General features: G+C 30.3%; 17 protein-coding genes. 1 reads left to right on the top strand and 16 read right to left on the bottom strand.

The genetic code is table 11. The features are described 5' to 3' along the window. The 7 genes from CPG45_RS01420 to CPG45_RS01450 are packed head-to-tail and all read right to left on the bottom strand — an operon-like array spanning position 1 to position 7,716. Positions 1-468, bottom strand: a complete 468-nt coding sequence (locus CPG45_RS01420) for a hypothetical protein (protein WP_096230294.1) — start codon at positions 466-468, stop codon at positions 1-3. Then, the gene (locus CPG45_RS01425) at positions 461-1,741 is read right to left on the bottom strand and encodes an RAMP superfamily CRISPR-associated protein (protein ID WP_096230295.1); all 1,281 of its coding nucleotides are present in this window, start codon (positions 1,739-1,741) and stop codon (positions 461-463) included. Before CPG45_RS01425 ends, CPG45_RS01420 begins: the two co-directional genes overlap by 8 nt. After that, the gene (locus CPG45_RS01430) at positions 1,738-3,333 is read right to left on the bottom strand and encodes an RAMP superfamily CRISPR-associated protein (RefSeq protein WP_096230296.1); all 1,596 of its coding nucleotides are present in this window, start codon (positions 3,331-3,333) and stop codon (positions 1,738-1,740) included. Before CPG45_RS01430 ends, CPG45_RS01425 begins: the two co-directional genes overlap by 4 nt. Then, positions 3,308-3,988, bottom strand: coding sequence for an RAMP superfamily CRISPR-associated protein (locus CPG45_RS01435; RefSeq protein ID WP_096230297.1), 681 nt, complete (start codon positions 3,986-3,988; stop codon positions 3,308-3,310). Before CPG45_RS01435 ends, CPG45_RS01430 begins: the two co-directional genes overlap by 26 nt. Continuing rightward, positions 3,975-5,507 (bottom strand): Cas10/Cmr2 second palm domain-containing protein, encoded by a 1,533-nt coding sequence (locus tag CPG45_RS01440; RefSeq protein WP_096230298.1) that lies wholly within the window; start codon positions 5,505-5,507, stop codon positions 3,975-3,977. The genes CPG45_RS01435 and CPG45_RS01440 overlap by 14 nt, the downstream gene beginning before the upstream one ends. Then, positions 5,508-6,449: a hypothetical protein gene (locus CPG45_RS01445; protein ID WP_096230299.1), complete on the bottom strand. Its 942-nt coding sequence runs from the start codon at positions 6,447-6,449 to the stop codon at positions 5,508-5,510. Next, the gene (locus CPG45_RS01450; protein WP_096230300.1) at positions 6,433-7,716 is read right to left on the bottom strand and encodes a PDDEXK family nuclease; all 1,284 of its coding nucleotides are present in this window, start codon (positions 7,714-7,716) and stop codon (positions 6,433-6,435) included. The genes CPG45_RS01445 and CPG45_RS01450 overlap by 17 nt, the downstream gene beginning before the upstream one ends. Positions 7,717-8,480: 764 nt before the next feature. Between CPG45_RS01450 and CPG45_RS01455 the strand changes: the two genes are divergently transcribed. Next, positions 8,481-8,660, top strand: coding sequence for a hypothetical protein (locus CPG45_RS01455; protein ID WP_096230301.1), 180 nt, complete (start codon positions 8,481-8,483; stop codon positions 8,658-8,660). 140 nt (positions 8,661-8,800) lie between these two features. Here the strand turns inward: CPG45_RS01455 and CPG45_RS01460 are convergent, their stop codons facing one another. The 9 genes from CPG45_RS01460 to CPG45_RS01500 all read right to left on the bottom strand — a co-directional run bounded on the left by CPG45_RS01460 (position 8,801) and on the right by CPG45_RS01500 (position 19,857). Continuing rightward, positions 8,801-11,992: a DEAD/DEAH box helicase gene (locus CPG45_RS01460; protein ID WP_096230302.1), complete on the bottom strand. Its 3,192-nt coding sequence runs from the start codon at positions 11,990-11,992 to the stop codon at positions 8,801-8,803. A 193-nt stretch (positions 11,993-12,185) separates the two neighbouring features. Continuing rightward, the gene (locus tag CPG45_RS01465; RefSeq protein WP_096230303.1) at positions 12,186-13,259 is read right to left on the bottom strand and encodes a mannose-1-phosphate guanylyltransferase; all 1,074 of its coding nucleotides are present in this window, start codon (positions 13,257-13,259) and stop codon (positions 12,186-12,188) included. Positions 13,260-13,424: 165 nt separating this feature from the next. Further along, the gene (locus CPG45_RS01470) at positions 13,425-14,804 is read right to left on the bottom strand and encodes a sugar transferase (RefSeq protein ID WP_096230304.1); all 1,380 of its coding nucleotides are present in this window, start codon (positions 14,802-14,804) and stop codon (positions 13,425-13,427) included. Between the two features lie 18 nt (positions 14,805-14,822). After that, on the bottom strand, positions 14,823-15,662 hold the full coding sequence (rfbD, locus tag CPG45_RS01475) for a dTDP-4-dehydrorhamnose reductase (protein WP_096230305.1): 840 nt from the start codon (positions 15,660-15,662) through the stop codon (positions 14,823-14,825). Between the two features lie 9 nt (positions 15,663-15,671). Beyond that, complete coding sequence (gene rfbB / locus CPG45_RS01480; RefSeq protein WP_096230306.1) at positions 15,672-16,679, bottom strand: dTDP-glucose 4,6-dehydratase; 1,008 nt, start codon at positions 16,677-16,679, stop codon at positions 15,672-15,674. Positions 16,680-16,688: 9 nt separating this feature from the next. Beyond that, positions 16,689-17,153: a dTDP-4-dehydrorhamnose 3,5-epimerase family protein gene (locus tag CPG45_RS01485; protein ID WP_096230307.1), complete on the bottom strand. Its 465-nt coding sequence runs from the start codon at positions 17,151-17,153 to the stop codon at positions 16,689-16,691. Between the two features lie 2 nt (positions 17,154-17,155). Next, a complete protein-coding gene (locus tag CPG45_RS01490) occupies positions 17,156-17,923 on the bottom strand; it encodes a sugar phosphate nucleotidyltransferase (RefSeq protein ID WP_096230308.1) in 768 nt (255 codons plus the stop codon). Positions 17,924-17,927: 4 nt separating this feature from the next. Further along, positions 17,928-18,848 carry a glycosyltransferase family 2 protein gene (locus CPG45_RS01495; RefSeq protein WP_096230309.1) on the bottom strand — a complete coding sequence of 307 codons (921 nt, stop codon included), beginning with the start codon at positions 18,846-18,848 and terminating at the stop codon, positions 17,928-17,930. Then, positions 18,799-19,857 carry a glycosyltransferase family 2 protein gene (locus tag CPG45_RS01500; RefSeq protein ID WP_231968919.1) on the bottom strand — a complete coding sequence of 353 codons (1,059 nt, stop codon included), beginning with the start codon at positions 19,855-19,857 and terminating at the stop codon, positions 18,799-18,801. The genes CPG45_RS01495 and CPG45_RS01500 overlap by 50 nt, the downstream gene beginning before the upstream one ends. Between the last annotated feature and the right edge of the window lie 118 nt (positions 19,858-19,975).

The raw sequence follows: 19,975 nt of genomic DNA on the forward strand, positions 1-19,975 counted from the left end.
TCACTCCTTAAAAATTAGTTCACAAGGCTTTACATAACTTATATAAGCCTGATTATCATCATCATAACTTATATATTTCCTTACCCTCAGTTTTTCAGCATATACTTCTTTCTCACCATATCTGGGATATAAAATAAATACAGACTCTATATATTCGTTTTTTCCCACAGAATCTTCTTCAATAAATATTGTTCCTTTTAATTTATCATCATCAGTAAATAATCTTATCTCTGCACTGCTATTAAAAAATCTCGCCTCAATAAGGTTGTCATAATCTATATCTACATTTGAGATTTTATCAGATAATACTGAATCGTAGTTGTAAATTATACAATCTATCAATCCTAAATTTATCAATGTCTCTTTATTCAAATTATTTTTTAATGTAAATTCTCCATCAAAATCAAATTTAAAAATTTCTTTCAGACTGTTTATATCTAATTTTTTTAACCGATAACTATTATTCATCTTTACCCTCCTGTCTCATGAAGTTTTTTGCGGCTGCAACATAATAATTTAATTTTTTTTCATCGGAAATTGACTTTTTATCAAAATCTATGTTTATAACTTTATCGCCAATCATTATTTCCATTGTACGTGCTTTAAATCTACCTCTCCCTATATTGCTACCGCCGCCAAGTGGTAGATTTTCCGTCCCCATATCTCTTAAAGCAAGTGTTATTAAGCCAATTGCATAATTATCAAATACATCATCATTTTTCTTTCTGTAAAGAACTTTAAACTGGGTCTCCCCTTTCACAGGAATATCATTCGTTAAGGCAGTACTTCTTGTACCACCAGCAAATCTATCAATTTTTATTCTAATATAATGTACTTTGTCTTCAAAATTTCTATTGTCTATTATAGATTCATTTACAAAAACTCTGCTTAACATATGCTTTTCTTCCTCATCCTGCGTATCACCAAACATTTCTTTTGCTTTATCTAAACTATCAAAATGTTTTGCAATTTTTTCAACTCTTGACCTTAAAACACCCTTAAAACTGCTGCCAGGTACTATATATTCTGAACCTGATTTAATGTTTCTCCTGTCAGCATCTCCTGTTTTAAAAGTTTTAGGAGCTCCTATTAATAATGGCGTAGTAAACTCCCCATTTATTATAAATGTAATATATGCTTTGTCTTCAACAGTATTGAAAATATTATCTTTGATTTCCTTCATGCCTGAAAAATCGTTTTTTAGATATTTTGTTAAATTATCTATTTCCCCCAAATCAAAAACTAAATTTTTAACGCTTATTACTTCAAAAATCCCTAAACCGTTACTTTTATTGCTTCCAAAGCGAATTATACCTTTATTTAGAGCCCTTAAACATTTATAAATCATTTCATCTAAACTTTCATGTTTTTCTTTACTATGTATTTCAAAAGTTAAACTAAATTTTAATCCCTTACATAAATATTTCTCGTCAATTTTGTGCTTATCTTCTTGGCTTCCTGCTACATCATCAATAGCGACTCTATTTCTTCTCTCAAACTTAGTTATTTCTGCAAACGCATCTTTTACATAAATAGAGCTTTCAATATTCTGCTCACCAAAAAGCTTTATATAATCTTCACCAATTGATTTTAGGTAAGCCCTAAAAGAACCCACAATACTTGTTGCAGGAAGATATGCCTTCCCTTCTTCTTTATCAATCAAAATATCCCTGTCATCATCTCCAATATAGAGAGGAGATTTGCTAATTATTTCTGCTGTTATAAAACTAACCTCTCTCACTTGTCATCCTCCTTCCTAATCTGATATTGGCAAAGTCCTATTAAAACTTTTAAATTCATTTGATATACAAATTTTTCATCTACATCTGATTTGATTTTTCCAATCTCAATTCTCTTTACTTTAGCTTCACTATAAAATGAATCAACATTATTACTATTTACAACAAAATCATTTAAAAACTCTACAAAATCCCTATCTCTGTACTTTATTCTACTTAACTGCTTGTATGAAGAGTTTTTTGAAGCACTTCCTTTAGTCTTAATATTTTCTATAAATTCCTGATAATATTTAATTCCTTCATAAGGTTCTTTATAAAGCATTTCAGTAAAAAGATCCTTATAATTGCCCCACTGACTTTGCCTTAACTCTTTTTGACCTTCTAAGTCATTATCTATATCCAAAACCTTTTCTGCTATTTTATCTTCAACCCTTTTCTTAAATATCATGGTAACCATATCTTTTAATTGTTTCTCGTCTTCAGGTCTAAGTCTTTCCAATAATTCATGCAAATCGCTCTTAGTGTCATTTTCATCGCCATAACTCTTTAATTTAGAAATCTCTTCAATATCATCAAGCAATACAACTCTACCAAAACCATCTGCTTTTTTTTCTCCTATACCTCTGTCAACAAATTCTTTTAATACTTCTTCATTGATCTCTCCTTCAATCTTGTATTTAAATATGCTTCCTGCTTTTATTCCAACTATTTGAGGCGTGCGACAGTTCCATTTATTATTAAAATTAGTCAAAGGTTTAGTTTCAATTGAACTATCAATATAAACAACTTTTTTAAGATTCAATTTTTCACGAATATATTCGGGTTCAATAAATGTTTTATACTCTCCCAATTCATTCCGATATATAATGTCCGACATTGCATAAAGATAAATATAATCTTCAAAATCGTATTTACCTCGAAACATCAGGTATTCTGGATTGTCATTCTCACTTTTCATATTTGTAATCTTGCACTTACCATAACCGCTCCCTTTTGAGCCCCCTATATATATAACAGCATCATTAAATAATTCTATAACTTCATCTACATATGCCTCATCTTCAACTTTTATAATGCCTTTAAACAACTGCCCCCTTTTTATAGAGTCGTATCTAAAAAGGTTGTTTTTATTTCGCGATTTGTTTATATGAAGATTAGACTTTTTCTTAACTTTCACTATGTCATACTCACCATTATCATATTTCGAAAATTCTGCAATACGTATCCTTTCAAATCCAGGGTCAAGTTTATTGTCAATACCAAGTTTGAGCTCCAAATACCTTTCAAATGACTTTATATCATTTTTGGGTGCAAAATAACATTTTGGAAAAGGAATACTTCTTTCGTCATACTTATCTTTTACTGGATATGCATTTAAAAATTTAATCCCACCTTTTAACAATTTTTCTTTATGGATTCCTTGATTTATATCTGATATACTATTTTTCTTTATGTATTCATATATGAAGGCTCCTCTAATAGCTGAACCGGTTATATATTCCATCGACTCCTGTGAATCTATTTGAACATTTGTTTTTGCAAGCTTTATATCCTCTAATGCTTCTATATCATATGTTAGGTACTTTGCCATCATCCTTTACCCCCTTTAAAAAGCTATCTACATAGATTTGAGTCATATCCTTATACTCACCATCTTGAAAAACCTTAAAGTTACATTCAACTTCTCCTTTGCCCCTTGTCCTCATAGTACCAATATGCCTTAACATTTTCGCTGTGATAGCTATAATCCCCAGCTCTTCTTCAGATAATTCTCTGCCAGAATAAATATCAACCACAAATATAAGCCCTTTCTTAATCACTCTAAATTGCCTTAAAGAGCCTTTTTTATAAGAACCATCGTCATCGAGACTTGTAAAACTTCTTACATCTGTTAAAACATCTTTTACTTCATCGCAATCAAAAAGTCTTTCTTTTACTCCATATGCCAAAACACCCCTTATATTTTCTGCAATTCTGCAATCGGAGAATTTGAGGTTCTTCCATGAATCTACTCCTCCATTTTCCTTCCCAAGAAGAGATACTAATAAATGCTTATACTTCTCTTCCCCTAACAACTTTACCACTTCTGACATTTCTTTTCTAAAATTGCCTTTAAATGTCTTGCCCTTCATATAAGGCAGCCCATACTCATCATAAACTATTTCTAAATCAACTGTTCCCGGTATTGAATAGCCACTTCCAAATATTGTTTCTGTCAATAGTTTCATTTCAATTCTATACTTTCCCATTTTTATCCCCTTTCAAATCATTTATAAAAAGATCCATTATCTCAATAGCATCATAATACATGCATTTATCATTATAAAAGCAAAAATCTCCAGTTGTCCCTTCTAATCTCGAAAAACAATTTTCTAAATTATTTACTTTTAAAAATCGTTCAGTTTCTTTTTCTCCTTCTTTGAGGACATCTCTTAACTGTTTGAGCTTACTTCTTGGAATCTTTTTCTCGTAAATTTCTTTATCTGAGATGTTTTTATATGCCTCTTTAAAATTTTTATAGCTTGTCCATACTTCCTTTTCATTATTATTCATATACAAAGGCCTCATATATAGTTCTTTCCCATCAAGTGTTTTATAGAATTTCTCCCTTATATCGGCTATTGTACCTGATAACTCCCCTTGTTCAATATGCCAATCTATAAGTGAAAAGTCCTTATCTTCATTATAATAATCCTTGATAATTTTTCTTTTGGCATTGCTGCATAAATCCTCAGCTAACTGATAAGCTTTAGCAAAAGGATATGATATCCTTACAATCGCAACACCTGCACAAGCATTTAATTTAATTTTTTTACCTTTATATAATTCTATCTCCTTATCATTTAAGTACTCCAAAAAAACTCTTGCTGATTCTATACCAATTTTTCCATTTGTAACGTATGTAACATCATCGCCAGCTACTATTATTGGTATAACAGGAAATTTGTCTTCATCTATCTTTGTATCATCTTTTAGATTATCACGATTTTTTTCTATTACTGATGTCATCTCTTTAAAAGCATTTTCGAATATTTCTTTTACATTTTTACTAAATTTTTTCAGAGCCACTAGGTATTCTTCATTAGTTTTTTTATAATTTCCGTCTTCATATTTAAAACATGTCTTAAGTTCATTAAATTTCTCTCCCATGCGATTCCCGTCAATATGTACAACTGCTAAATAGTTTTTATCACCTTTGCTTAAATCATCAAATTCCCTTATGCTTTTGATATTTGATGGAAGCAATTTATCAAACTTTTTACTTCTTTTATCTTTAGCGCTATCTATTTTTACCTTTATTTCTTTACTTATATATCTATCCTCTTCATCCTTATATTCAGCAGGTAATCCAGTAGCTCTGCATACCGTCTCAATTCCAAATGAATTTTGGATGCCACTATACATCCTCCTATTCTTCTTTACAGCAAGTTTATGATAAGATTCATCGATTTTATCAATTACTCTATCTTCTTCCACATCATATTCCTGTATAACGAAAAACACCTCTATGCCAGGATAACTTTTAAGTATCTCTTTACTTATTTTACTTACAAACTCCTTTGCTTTATCTACAGCTTCAAAATTGTAAAGACTTCCGCCACCACCATTATAAACAACATTTTTGCTGTAATCTTCTTCTATTTCCATTGGTAATTCCTCTACTATTTCTTCGATAATAAAGGAAGCACCTATGTTTTCTTTTAACCTATTGCTGGAAAATATATAATCTTGTTTTCTTGATATTTCCCATAAGACCAACGCATTCATTTAATTTCCTCCTTCAATTTTAAACTTCTCAATTATTTTTTCAACAAAAGATTCATTAAGATTTATAAAAGAAGCCCTTTCATCCATTTCATATTCATAATCACTTTTTATATCTTTTTTAAGTCTCATTACTGTTTCTCCATTACAATCGGATTGATATATTATCTCACTTTTACTGCCGCCCAATTTATCTGAAATATCCTTTATTTTAAATAGCTCCATCTTATACTCGGATTTGTTTTTATTTTCATATTTAGATTTAAAACACATTATAAGTCGCCCATCTAAAATATAAACTTCATCTACATTTATAGGTAGTCCATTTTTAGAAGAGATAAACTCAGGATTCTTTATATACTTAACTTTTCCATTCAAAATCTCTTCCTGAGACTTTGAAGATCTACTATAGCCGTGTATTCTTGTGATATCTTCCACAGACAAATCAAATCTATTTACAATTTCTTTAATAGGAAATTTTTTATCTTTATCCTTGTAAGAATACTCAAATATTTGTTTGTCATCATCATCTACATATGAAATTGTAACAGCCAAAATATCTTCTTTTAAATTCGCAAATCTTTCTGTAAATAAAGCTGACATTACTTTAGTACCACTTGAATAATCTAAGATTACTTTTCTGGCATAACCTCCATAGCCAGCATCTTTTTTAATTGAGTCTATCACATCCTTAATACATTTTTGAATTTTTTTAGTATTACTTTTATCACATTCTACAAATTCTACGCTTATTTTAGGTATTTTTTCGACAACTACTTTTGATAAGTTTTCTGCGATTTTCTTAGAACTTATATTGTTCCTAGTAGGTTTCGTATAGACAAGCTTAATCTTCGTATTCTTATCAGCATTTTTTAGTATTGTGATAAATGCCGGCAAAGGGTTTGTTCCTATGAGAGAAATAAGATAATCAGCATTGCATTCCACTTCTAACCCCTCCCATAATCCATTCTTTTAATTTAGCTTTTAAATTGTGAAAATCTTGTGCCCCTAATATAAGTGTATTTTTAGTAGTAAAATCGTCCCATATGTTTTTGTATTCGTCCTCTATTTGTTTAACATTCCAGCATAAATTAATAAAGCATATTCCTGATTCGTCACCTGCTAAATACTTCGCCCTTTGTTTTATTTCATATAACTTTTTCTTGGCAACTTCAGTATCAGATTCTGAAGTCACTGAAATAGCAAATATTTTATATTTTCTATATGCCACTAAATCAACTTCAAATTCATCTTTATTACTATCATCATACTTTTTAGTGATATTTGATAGTGCATCATCTATAATGGCTTCACCCTTAAGTTCAACTAATATATTTAAAATATATTCCTCTAGCCACTCTGTCTTTTTAAAATAATTAAACATGTCTTTGCTGCTGTCAAATCCTAAAGAATTAATGTCTATATAATCTTTCATTTCAGAACAATTGCGAAATAATCCATTTAATTCATTTTTAAATTCTTCACTTGCTTTATTGTATTTTTTAGAAAGGCAGTATAAAGATTTTATAAAAATTATTACTTTGTTGTATTCATCATCGTTTTTCATATTTGCTACTAAATCACCCAGTTTATTTGATAACTCATTCATTTTAGATTTGTATTTTATTTTATCAAATCTAATCATATCAGCATCTAAATATGTACATACTATGTCCATTACACTTAGATCGCAGCATCCATTTAGCTCAGATAACTTTTTTGAAAAGTGATTAAAATCCTGCTTATTTTTTCTTTTGTATTCACAGTATATAAACTCTCTTTCAGGATCAATATAAGTCAAATTCACATCTGTATCTCGCTTTTTATAATCATAATTTTTGACTACATCATACGCTGCTGATGACATTACCTTTGTACCACCATTGTAATTTAGCTCCAAAAGATTTATATTATTGCCTTCCTTTAAGGTTTCATCAAGTTTTTTTACCAAAGCATCTTTTATAGATCCCATATAGGATTTATCTCTAATCACAATTTTCTCAACCTTATTTGTAATGTTTTTAGTAACTATTAATTTCCTAAATCTTTCATATGGATACTCTGCTGTCTCATCCGTACATATGCAAATTATTCTCCCATCATTTTTTAGCCTCGTCACAGCAGAAATTATATTTGGAAATGGATTTGTCCCCATTATCACATATAACACATCTGCTTTATTTTCTAAAAAATTATCCTGCTCAACAGACATATGATACTCACCTTCCATTTCATATTCTTTGATGACCAGCAATAAACTTTAAAAATATATGAGCTAAAACCATAACCCCTTCAAGACAATTAAAAACTTTAAAATAAAAAAACAATATCATAGAAGTGGTTCACTTAGAAGATGTTGGTATAAGCCTTCTAAAAAAATTTTGTAAATAAGGCATTATTATACCTTCATTTTATCACTTTATTTTTCTAAAAACAACATAAACATTTGAAATATTTTGACACATAGAAAAAAATAAAAAGATAAAAAATCCTGTTTACTAAAATTGCCTTTGAATCTTCACAGACATTCCTTCTCTTTCATTCCCTCAATATTCCTTTCGAATTCTACCATTTTCGTTTGAGCACATCAAAAGTATGTCTTCAGCATCAACATAATTACTTTCTTAAAAACATATTACATAAATATTTATATACCACTATTTTTTAGCTAAAGTTTCCAAAGCAACTGGTGATATTCGATGCATGCTATACTTCCATTGCATGTATTCAAATTCAGAAAGAAGATAATGGCTATATATAAAAGCAATAGGCCTAAAAAAGAGAAGGCTCAGCTTATAAATGAAGAGTTTAAAAAAACTTATAAACACTATAAATAAAGTCTTTAATATATTGAATAAGCTGCATGATAGGAAACAAATTTTCACTAGTGATCTAAAGAGAATATTAGATATGTTGGTAAATAGAACAGGTTATCTTTATAGTTAGTATGGGGAATACCATAAGATAGATGAGGATGTGACCATTATAATTAAAACTCTATATGACCCGGCAATAAAAGAAGAAGGCATTAAAGAGGGCATAAAGAAAGGCCAAATTGAAGGCAGAATAAAGAAAGCTCAAGAAAATATACTCAATGCCATAAATGTTAAGTTCGATGCATTTTCTTATGATCTTAAAAATAAAATATTAAAATAAAGTTGAAAGTAAACTGAATTAAATTTTGATTACAGTTATTAAAAGCAATTCAATAGATTACCTCACTGATGATTAAAATCAATCAGTGGAAAGACATACCCTTTTCACATACTACTCATTGTGTGCCCCAGAAAATGTCCTCACTGGTCTTTATTGTACTGCTCTTTCGTATACTCGCTCAAAATTTTGTATGCTTTCCCAAAATAAGGTATCTTCTCCCATAATTCATGATTTCCTATAAAGACAACCCTATACTTTGCCCTTGTCACAGCCACATTGAGTATATTGGGTTTGCTTCCAGCCCATCGAGCAGCTGCTTCACTTCTTCCATCACAGCCGAGTATAATAATAGCTTCATTTTCTTCCCTTCCTTGAAATGTATGAATGGTTCCACAAGACCTTTCCAACCATTGATTAATATCATCATCATTATATTGCTTATGGTTTTCTTTAATAGATTCCCTCAGGGTTTTCTTCATATTATATATGACAGATTTAAATGGACTTATAATAAAAAGATTAGGAAGTTTACCGTCTAATTTCATCGCATCTAATACAATTTGAACAACCATTTCTCCTTGTTCTTTAACATAGTGATCCTTGTTTCCATTTTCTTTACCTCCTATATTTAGCCATTCAGATTTATTAAATATAAGTTGTATATTTTTATCTGGTTCTTTTGTTTCCTTAAGCATTCTACCATTATATGCAATCTCATTAGAAATAGAAAACATAGGATCTATACAGCGTCTATGTACCAACAATGGACAGCCAGCCCACACATTATTATCTCCGCAAACCAAATACCCCCCATATCTATTTGCTTTATCCGCAAAATTCTGAACCGATACAGTCTTAGAAATGTATGCTTTATCTATATTTAATTCCGCTGCAAATTTCTCGTAAAATATATCAGGTACTGTAACAATAGGTTCTATTTGCATAGGGTCACCAATAACAATGGATTTACATGTCCGCCACATTGCTCCTAAAGCAGATTGAGGAGTGGCCTGTCCGGCTTCGTCGATAATAAGCGTACCAAGTTCTTCTTTACCTATATACTTTAAAAGCGTAGATACCGACGCAAATGTAGTGGAAATTACAGGCACAATAAAAAATAACGTATTGATCAAATGAGCATATGCATCTCTTCTGTTCTGTATAGAAAATTTATTCCACCACATATTGACCAAACAATTTATATTTTGCTTTACTGATTTTGAGTTTAAGATAAACGCCTTATGTAGTCTTAATGCATAATAGAATAATTCTTCTCTGAGTTTATCATATTCTTTATCAGTCCATGGGCAAGCAAGTTGAGAATTTATATTTTTCTCTATATCCACCCAAAATTCTTCACCAGCAAAATTAGAACCAAACTGTTTCTTAATCTCTGCAATATCTTCATTTCTTTTTGCCAGTTTTTCTTCCTTATCTTTTAAATAACTCTTATCTGTTTCATATTTCCTTCTCAGATTATGTAGATCACGTAACAAATTACTTATTTTCATATCCATATCTGTACGTTTGATTATAGCTGAATTCAATTCCCCTCTCAGCTTGGTAAGCTGAAAAACAATAGGGTCATTTTTAAAAAAGAAAGAGAATACTCTTTTGAAAAGTGGAAGCCGGGTTTTGAGCAACCTATAGTTTTCTGTTAACATTTTTATTTGGTCAACTATAATTTTTTGTTCCTCTACCTTTAAACTGTATATATTCTCTTGTTCTTTTAAATCTCTTTGTTCCTTATCAATTTTACTTCTAATATTACTGCATTCTTTTTTAAGCTCATAATATTCGTTTGTTGCATCAACTGCATCCTTAATTTTTTCTCTGTAATCCATAACCTTTGAATACTTATCCATGAATTCTTTTTTTGCGCTGCACCAATCAGGTTTACTATCTTTATAATAATTTTTCAGATTTATATCATTATTAAACCAAATAGCATCTATAAATTTATTAATATTTGATTTTTTACCAAGTCGTGCAGATATTAACCCCCAGCATTTTTTATTACTCAGTAATTTATTTGCAATTCCAGAGAAATAGATCTCTTCATTACAGTCAATATCAAAATGTGATGTATTGCTACTTTTGACGCTTTCAGCAGTTGGTAATTCCATAGAGATATTCTCAACAGCTGTATTATTATTAGACGCAATTAAAATTCCATATTTAGTAAGCAGTTTATCAGGTTTATAATAATATCTTAAAAATTCATTCTCTGGCATTTTAAATTCTTGCTGTTTAAAAGCGCAATCTGGATTTTCATATTTGCACATGAGCAACGCTCTTTTGACCACATTTTCAGCTACTATCTCTTTTATAAGGGTTGTTTTCCCTGTTCCGGGTGGTCCATTTATTGAGAATATCCACCCCATATTTTTATCTTCTGATATGGCCAAATTTATGGCTATTTGCTGCATAAAACTTGGGCTATATTCAGATGGCCATTTTCCAAGCGGAAATTTATCAGGTAATAGCCACTTTTCCATCTCTTCCTCATTTTTGCAAATCTCTATTCTATTCTTGTCCTCTTTTAATGCTCCTATATAATCAACAATTTTATCATTATTCTCAATCTCATGCTCTTTTAAACTATTTATTATCTCCATAATATCTGTAAGATAGAAACTGGATACCATATTTTGAACCGTATCCAACTCAGTCTCATCTTGTTTGAAATTATTATCATTTGACAAACCGCTATCTACATTGTATTCAACTGAGTTATTATTGTTTGTCTTAATATATTCTTTATTTATAGATACGTAAAACTCATTATCTTCCATTTTAATTTTTACTGGAATCTTGTTCATGACAAATTTAAAAATCTTCATCAAATCTTCATACGACATTATTTTGTCTTTTAGTTGTAACTCATCTAATATAGAACTATCTATTTCTTTATTGAATTCCTTTATTTCTGATTCATCAAGTGCTACATTTAAACTTTTACTTTCTATTACCTTAGCAGTTGCCCAGATCAAATTAACCACGCGAAATGATTTTTCAATGTATTTTCCTTCATAAGTTAATTGAAACACACAGACACAGGACAATGATGTATCTTTATCAATTAGATCATCTCTTTCACCAATGGCATTGAACATATCCTCAATTAAATCCTGCAGAGTAATCTTACCAAGATATATGTTATATACAAATGTATCATTTGCATCATTAGTCTTGGCTACATATGGTATGATTTTCCTATTTTTATCTGCTATCACCCTATCGCCTTTTATCTCAGGCCAAAATGGCATAAATAACTCCAATTTATACCAATAATCTAATATATTTTTAATCTCATCTAATTTATGATCCATACCTTGTTAACCCCTTCTCTTCTCGAATGCTGGTTTACCTCTGAGCCAAATTTTCCTACTTTCATGACATGGGCTCTGCATAATTTAACATATAAAACCCCTAATATATATCAAATTGTTTTTTTAAATTTTACCATAATAAACATATCGATAAAATTTAAAAAAAAATATGATATTATTTCGTCTTTAATCATCACAAATATTCACTCTTCTCCTTTTTAAGCTCCTGCAATACTTCTTTCACATTCTGAGCTTTGTCTTTTGAGCATATTAATAAAGCATCCTCTGTGTCTACAATTATGACATCTTCTATGCCAAGTGTTGCGATGAGCTTTTCGCTTCCTGTTATGATACATTTCTTTGTATCTACGCTTACCACATTGCCTTTTATGACATTGCCATTCTCGTCTTTTTCGTAAAGCCTTTCTATTGATGTCCAGCTTCCTACATCATCCCAGCCAAAATCACCGGGCACCACATAGACATTTTTTGCTTTTTCCATTATGCCGTAATCTATCGATATGCTTTCAAGTTTTGAGTATTCTTCATATAATACTTTCTCTATCTCATCTGAATCAAAGTATTCTCTTATCATATTTAATGCTTTGTCTAATCCGGGCATGTATTCTTTTATTGCCTTTAATATTGTTGATGTTTTCCATATAAACATACCGCTGTTCCAGAGGTAATCTCCGCTTTTTACATATTTAACTGCAGTATCATGATCTGGTTTTTCTACGAATTTTTCTACCTTATATATAGGATTATTGTTTATTATTTCATTTGTAAGTTTCCTAAAGTTTATATATCCATATCCTGTTTCTGGATGTGTAGGTTTTATACCTATTGTCACGAGATTGTCACCATCTTGTGCTTTTTCTAATGCTGATACTAATACATCTATATATGTTTCTTCATCTTTTATCACATGGTCAGATGGAACAACAACCATTAGAGAATTTTTATCAAGTCTTTCTGTATGTAGTGCCGCAAGTCCTATACATGCTGCAGTATTTTTACCCATTGGCTCTATCAATATATTTTCAGTCGGTAGTTCCGGTATCTGGTCGCTAATAATACCGGCGTAATCTATGTTTGTAACAACAAATATATTTTCAATCGGCATCAATTTTTTAAGCCTGTCCACTGTTTGCTGAATCATCGTCTTTTCGCCATAAAGCTTCAAGAACTGCTTTGGCATCTTTATCCTGCTTTTGGGCCAGAATCTTTCGCCTTTGCCCCCTGCCATTATAACACCTGTTATCATATGCATCACCCTTTTTTAAAAGTTCGTGTATAAAAATATAATTTACTTAACATAATAATAAGAGGAGTGATTTTATGCTTAATAATAAATTTTATAAAGGCTTAATTAATGGATTGTTTTGTAGCTCCATAATATGGATTTTTATTATTATATTAATCAAGGCTATCAATAAGCACCATCTTTTTTAAGTACCGCGGGTATCGTCTTAAAAAGAATATTTATATCGAGCCATAAATTCCAATTCATAATATAATGCATATCCATTTTAATTCTTTCTTCATAATCAACGTCATTCCTGCCGCTAACCTGCCATAAACCTGTTACACCAGGCAATACACGCAAAAGATACTTTCCATATTCTTTATACATATTTATTTCTTCTAAAACAATTGGCCTTGGACCAACTAAACTCATATCACCTTTTAAAACGTTAAAAAGCTGCGGTAATTCATCAAGACTTGTCTTTCTGAGAATTTTCCCTATTTTCGTCAACCTTGGATCATTTTTTAGTTTGAATGTTTCTTCGTATTCCTTCTTTAAATCCGGATCCTCGGATAAAATTTTTTCTAATACTTCCTGCGCATTTACTACCATAGTTCTAAATTTATAGACATTGATAAGTTTGCCGTTTAATCCTAACCTTTTATGCTTAAACAATATAGGCCCTGGTGATGTTATTTTTATCAAAATCGAAATCAAAACTAATAATGGTGATAAACTTGTGATTAACAACAATGAAAGTGTAAAATCAATTAACCTCTTTAATCTGGCAGTTGTCCCGCTGATTAAAACATCTTTTATTTTTAATACAGGAGTATCTTCTATAAATACAATTTCTACTGGATAGTTCATTAAATTAATCGCATTTCCTAAAGTATAAATACTTATATATTTCAAAAGACAGTAATCAACAATTTCTTCAACGTCATCTATTTTAGAAGTAATAATAATCGATTTAACATTATATTTATCAATAATTTTTCCTAAGTCTTTAATATCCCCTATACAATTAAAAAAACTGTTATTTTCATGATGTTCAGATAAAACACCTATTATATTAAGTCCAAATTCATGTTTCTTATTTATCTCTTTTAATAAATTCTCACTAAAAGTCTGAATTTCACCAATGGCTAATGTATTTATCACCCCCTTGCCTTTACTATACTCTAATTTTCTAAGATATAAAAGCAAATACTTCCCGATGATTTGGAATATAAGTGACAAAATAATAAAATACCCTAATGTTAATCTTGAAAATATAGTATTTTTTATTGAATATGATATTATAATATATAAAGATGTAGAATATATAAGTCCTTCAAATATAACACTTATTTGTTCAAATACATTGCTAAAATTTTTTTCATATATACCTTTAAAATATAAAACTAATAAATCTATAACCATAATAATCAAGAAAGAATATATATACCATTCAATAATAATATTTTTAAAAATAAAATTAAAGCGCAAAAATAAAGAAAGAACAAAGGAGAGTAATAGAGCAAACGCATCTATTACTATATTAAAAGATTTATATTTCATATATTATACACCTTCACTTTAAACTGAAAATTTAAGATAGCTTTTTAGTCCTTCTTTCCAATTTCTCAATTCGTAGTTAAATCTCAGTTTTAAAACATAATTACTGAGAACAGAATATTTCGGTCTTAATGCCGGTGCATTATATTCTTCTGTTGTTATTGGTTCTACATTAATATTTATATTGGCAATTTCAAATATCTTTTTAGCAAATTCAAACCAAGTCGTTTCTCCACTGTTTGTCATGTGATATGTCCCGTATGCATCTGTTTTTATAAGAAAATACAATCCTTCTGCGAGATCTCTCGTAAAAGTAGGTGTCCCATGCTGATCATTTACTACTTTAAGCATATTTCTCTCTTTAGATAATCTCAACATCGTTTTAACAAAATTATTGCCATTTATGCCGTATAACCATGATGTTCTTACAATATAATGTTTATCCAATATTTCTTTTACTATGTTTTCGCCCGCAAGTTTGCTCCTGCCATAAGTATTTAAAGGATTAGGTGTATCAAATTCCGTGTATGGTATATTTTTACTCCCATCAAAAACATAATCTGTCGATATGTACACCATTTTTGCATTTATGTCACTACATATCGAAGCAATATTACCTGCACCCAAAGCATTTACATTATAAGCTAAATCAATATTTTTTTCGCAGTCATCTACTTTTGTATATGCAGCGCAATGTATTATTATATCGGGCAAATATTCTTTTATAAATTTATGTGTACTATCTATATCAGTTACATCAAATTCTTCTCTTCCTGCAGCTACAACATCTTCCTTATCTTTTAAAAGCTCATATAAATCATATCCCAGCTGACCTGTTTTGCCTGTTACTAATATTTTCAATTACGTCACCTACCTGTTTTTATACATCTTTACATAATAATCCTGATATTCACCTGATATTATCTTGTTCCACCATTCTTCATTGTCTATATACCATTTTATTGTTTTCTTCATCCCTTCATCAAAATGGTATATTGGTTTCCAGCCAAGTTCTTGCTGTATTTTTGTTGAATCTATAGCGTAACGCCTATCATGTCCAGGTCTATCTTTTACATATTTAATTAATGATTCTGGTTTGTTCAGTTCTTTTAATATAAGTTTCACTATCTCTATATTTGCTTTCTCATTGTTTCCACCTATATTATATACTTCACCAATTTTCCCCTTGTGCAGTACTAAATCAATGGCTCTACAGTGATCTTCTACATACAACCAATCTCTTACATTTAATCCGTCACCATATACCGGTAGTTCTTTGTCATACAATGCGTTTATTATCATAAGAGGTATTAATTTTTCGGGAAATTGATACGGTCCATAATTATTTGAGCATCTTGTTATATTTACAGGTGTTCCAAACGTATGATGATAAGCTCGAACAAGTAAATCAGCCGATGCTTTACTTGCAGAATAAGGGCTATTTGGTGATAATGATGTTTGTTCAGTAAAATACCCCGTTTTTCCAAGCGAACCGTATACTTCATCAGTAGACACTTGCAAATACTTTTTAACACCATATTTTTTTGCTGCATCTAACAAAACTTGCGTACCCAAAACATTAGTTTTTAAAAATATACTAGGATCTTCTATACTCCTATCAACATGGGACTCTGCAGCAAAGTTTACAACATAATCTATACCATCCGAAAATATTTTTTCAACTATCTCCCTGTCTGTTATATCGCCTTTAACGAATATATAATTAGAGTTGTTTTCTACATCTTTTAAATTTTCAAGGTTTCCTGCATATGTAAGTTTATCTAGGTTTATTACTTTATAATCTTTATGTTCTTTAAGCATGTATTTTATAAAGTTACTTCCTATAAACCCTGCTCCACCTGTTACTAATACCTTCATCTTAACACCTCACCTGTTTTTTGTAGTCCAATCAAACCCTATTGTCGGATCATCCCATGGTATCCTATATTCATCAGGATTTTCTCGGTTATATGACATCGTAGTAAAATAAGTTATTATTACAGGTTCATTTCCTAAAACTCTATACCCATGTGCAACACCCACAGGTATTAATAATAAAATTGGATTGTGCTCACCCATATAAAATACATTTGTCATACCTTTTGTAGGCGAGTCATCTCTCATATCATGCAGTACAACCTGTGCATTACCTTTTGGAAAAAACCACAAATCATCCTGTAATTTGTGGTAGTGAAATGCTTTTATTACACCTGGATATGTTAAAGACATAGAAGCCTGTCCAAATCTTTTTAAAAGGTTATCGTCATCTCTCAATATTTCCATGAAGAAGCCTCTATCATCAACGTGCTTTATAAGTTTTTTTACTTCTACCCCTTGTATTAATTCTTCCATTGCTAATCCTCCATTTCTTTTGTAGATGCTGCATATTCTAATGCATCCCTAAAATTAAGCTCTATATTATACGATAATTCATTCGCTCTTTTTAAAGATTCAAATGTTCCCGCATCTGTCCATGAACCCTCAAGTATGTCATATGTAAGTGTACCATCTTTTATATATGCATTATTTACGTCTGTTATTTCAAGTTCTCCTCTTCCGGACGGCTTCAGCGTTTTGATTATATCAAAAACTCTGCTGTCATACATGTATATACCTGTCACACAATAATTACTCTTCGGATTTTTTGGCTTTTCTTCAATTGATATTATTTTACTTCCTTTTAATTCTGCGACACCAAACCTTTCTGGATCCGGAACTTCTTTTAATAAGACTTTAGCACCTTTTTCTTGTTTTTCAAAGCTTGATACAAACGAATTGATATTATCTTCAAATATGTTATCGCCAAGTATTACAACACATTTATCTCCATTTACAAAATGCTCAGCTAATCCCAAAGCCTGAGCAATACCACCAGGCTGATCCTGAATTTTATATGTAAACTCTACACCAAACTCATAACCACTGCCGAGTAAATTAACAACACTACCCATATGTTCTTTACCAGTTACAATAAGTATTTCTGTAATTCCAGCCTCGATTAGCCTATAAATAGGATAATAAATCATTGGATATTTTCCTACAGGTAGTAAATGCTTGTTGGTTACTTTTGTTAGTGGAAACAATCTTGAACCCGTTCCACCAGCTAATATTACACCTTTCATTATATTAAAATCTCCTCTCTTTAATTAACCAGTAATTTGTGTTCATACTGATTCTTTTTTTTATAAATAATGGAATAAATTTATGTTTTAAACCACATTGATAACCAGAATACCTGAATATATTGTCAATTATCGCATATATTATCCATTTTTTATCATTATTCCACAAAAATTCAATCTCATCTTTCAAAAATTTAATTCCTTCGCCTTCTGCTTTTCCATATTTCAAAATCCAGCTATTTTCTGAAAAGAATACGCCAATGTCAAAATTTCTTTTAAATTGTTTTATCGGACTATAATTATGATAATGTATAACTATCGCGTTTGGCGAATATGCTATTTTATATCCATTTAGTATAAGCTTAGATGCAATAATCATATCTTCATTCATAATGGTATTATCCGGAAATTTCCCGGCTTGCTCAAATTCTTTTCTCCTTATTGCCGAACACACATTTGAGAAAAAAAATGCTTTAATTCTTAGTTCTTTAATATTTTCTTTGCTCTTTATAAATCCTTTTTCCGGATAATTAAAAAGTCTCGCAAACTTCTCAGTTGGTATAGCATCTTCATTTGCTATTTGCCTTCCGTATACTGCAGCTACATCACTATTTTTTAATGGTCCAACAATATTTTCAATAAAATATTCATCATATGGAAGTGCATCCTGTGTTAAAAAAATAATAGCATCTCCTGTAGAATTTTCTACAGCAAAATTTCTCGTACCACCATGGTCGAAATCCCTGCGTTTTATTTTTATAACTTTAGCCCCTTCTTCTTCTGCAATCTCTGCAGTATTATCATTAGATTCAGAATCCACTACTATTACTTCATCGGCTTTTTGCGTCTGATTCTTTAGCCTTTTTAAGAGATTTTCAATCGTCTTTTCGCAATTTAGAGTTGGAATTATTACTGAAACTTTCATCTGCAATCACCTTTTCCTTTGTTTTACCCGGTATAAGCATGACAATTATAAACCCGAAATTTCGCAAAAAGCCATATTTGAAGAATTTATACTTAAATATGCGATAAATTCTTTTAAGCCTGCCTACTTCAAAAAGTGTAATAAAATTATAAATAATGTCTTTTTGCTCTTTTGCAAGCATGTTCTCGTATATTGAATAAAACTCTTTGCCTTGGTTAATAATTTTATTAATTGTTTTAACTGCTTCATCATAATTTAAGGTTTTATTAATAAAATAGGAAATTCCGTATTTCTTTGCACCTGTATCATTTCCTCCATGTTGTCTATAAAGTATAAGTGGTTCGTCAATATACTCAACAATACCAAATGCCGATGCTATTAGTGCAAGCCACCAATCATGCATTATTGCGTTGCTTGGAACGGTTTTTAATAAATTCTTAAGTTTTCTGTTTATCATAACAGTACAGCCTGTAACATTGTTTTGTATTAAAAGATTATTCAATCTTTTTAAATTTGGATTCAACTTTTGATATTTCCAAAAAGATTCATTAATTGTTTTCGAGCCAACATCTACAACTTTTAAATTAGAATGAACCAATATAGGCTTATCTGGATAAAGTTTTTCCAAATCTTTCATTTTCCCTATAGTTATTTCTATCTTGTCAGGTATCCAAACATCATCTTGATCGCAAAACATAATATAATCAGCAGTAGAATAATTTAATAACTTAAAAAAACTCATTGATGCTCCAAGATGCTTATCACTATCATTGATAAAATATATTTTCCCATTAAGCTTTTTGACATACTCTTCTATTATATCTAACGTTCTATCGCATGAACCATCATCACGTATTAATAACCGCCAATTTGTATAAGTCTGATTTAAAATAGACTCTATTTGTTCTTTTATATATTTCTCCCCATTATATGTTGATAAAAGAATATCTACCATATAATAATCAATCCTCTTTGTAAATGTGCTTCTTCTTTGCTCTTCTATTTTCATCTATATATCATCTATGTAACTATATACCCCCTATTTTGGTATCGAAACCATATAGCTCTTAATCACATCACCGTTCGATATTCTAACATCTAATTCACCGTATATGCGTCCATGTTCC

The organism is Thermoanaerobacterium sp. RBIITD (assembly GCF_900205865.1).
GTDB lineage: Bacteria > Bacillota > Thermoanaerobacteria > Thermoanaerobacterales > Thermoanaerobacteraceae > Thermoanaerobacterium.